Annotated in this window: 1 protein-coding gene; it reads left to right on the forward strand. The window is 62.6% G+C overall.

What is annotated here, in order from left to right:
• Positions 1 to 246 (forward strand): GGDEF domain-containing protein (locus ACTFO6_RS19395; protein ID WP_439935949.1); only part of this gene is annotated, 246 nt, incomplete at both ends.

A 246-nucleotide genomic window follows, 5' to 3' on the forward strand; every position in this document is an offset into this window, starting at 1 on the left:
GATCCCCTCACCGGACTCTACAACCGGCGTTTCCTGGAGGAGGCGTTGGCACGGGAGCTCGCCCGAGCGCGGCGCCTACAAGCGTCCCTTGCCTTGGTCATGGCGGACGTGGACCGGTTCAAGAGCTTCAACGATTCTTTCGGTCATGAGGCGGGCGACATGGTGTTGCAGAGCCTCGCCCGGCTGCTGAAATCCAGCCTCAGGGACAGCGATATGGTGTGCCGCTACGGCGGCGAAGAATTCGTT

The sequence above is a fragment of the Pelomicrobium sp. G1 genome (genome assembly GCF_051905455.1).
Classification (GTDB): Bacteria; Pseudomonadota; Gammaproteobacteria; order Burkholderiales; family UBA6910; genus Pelomicrobium.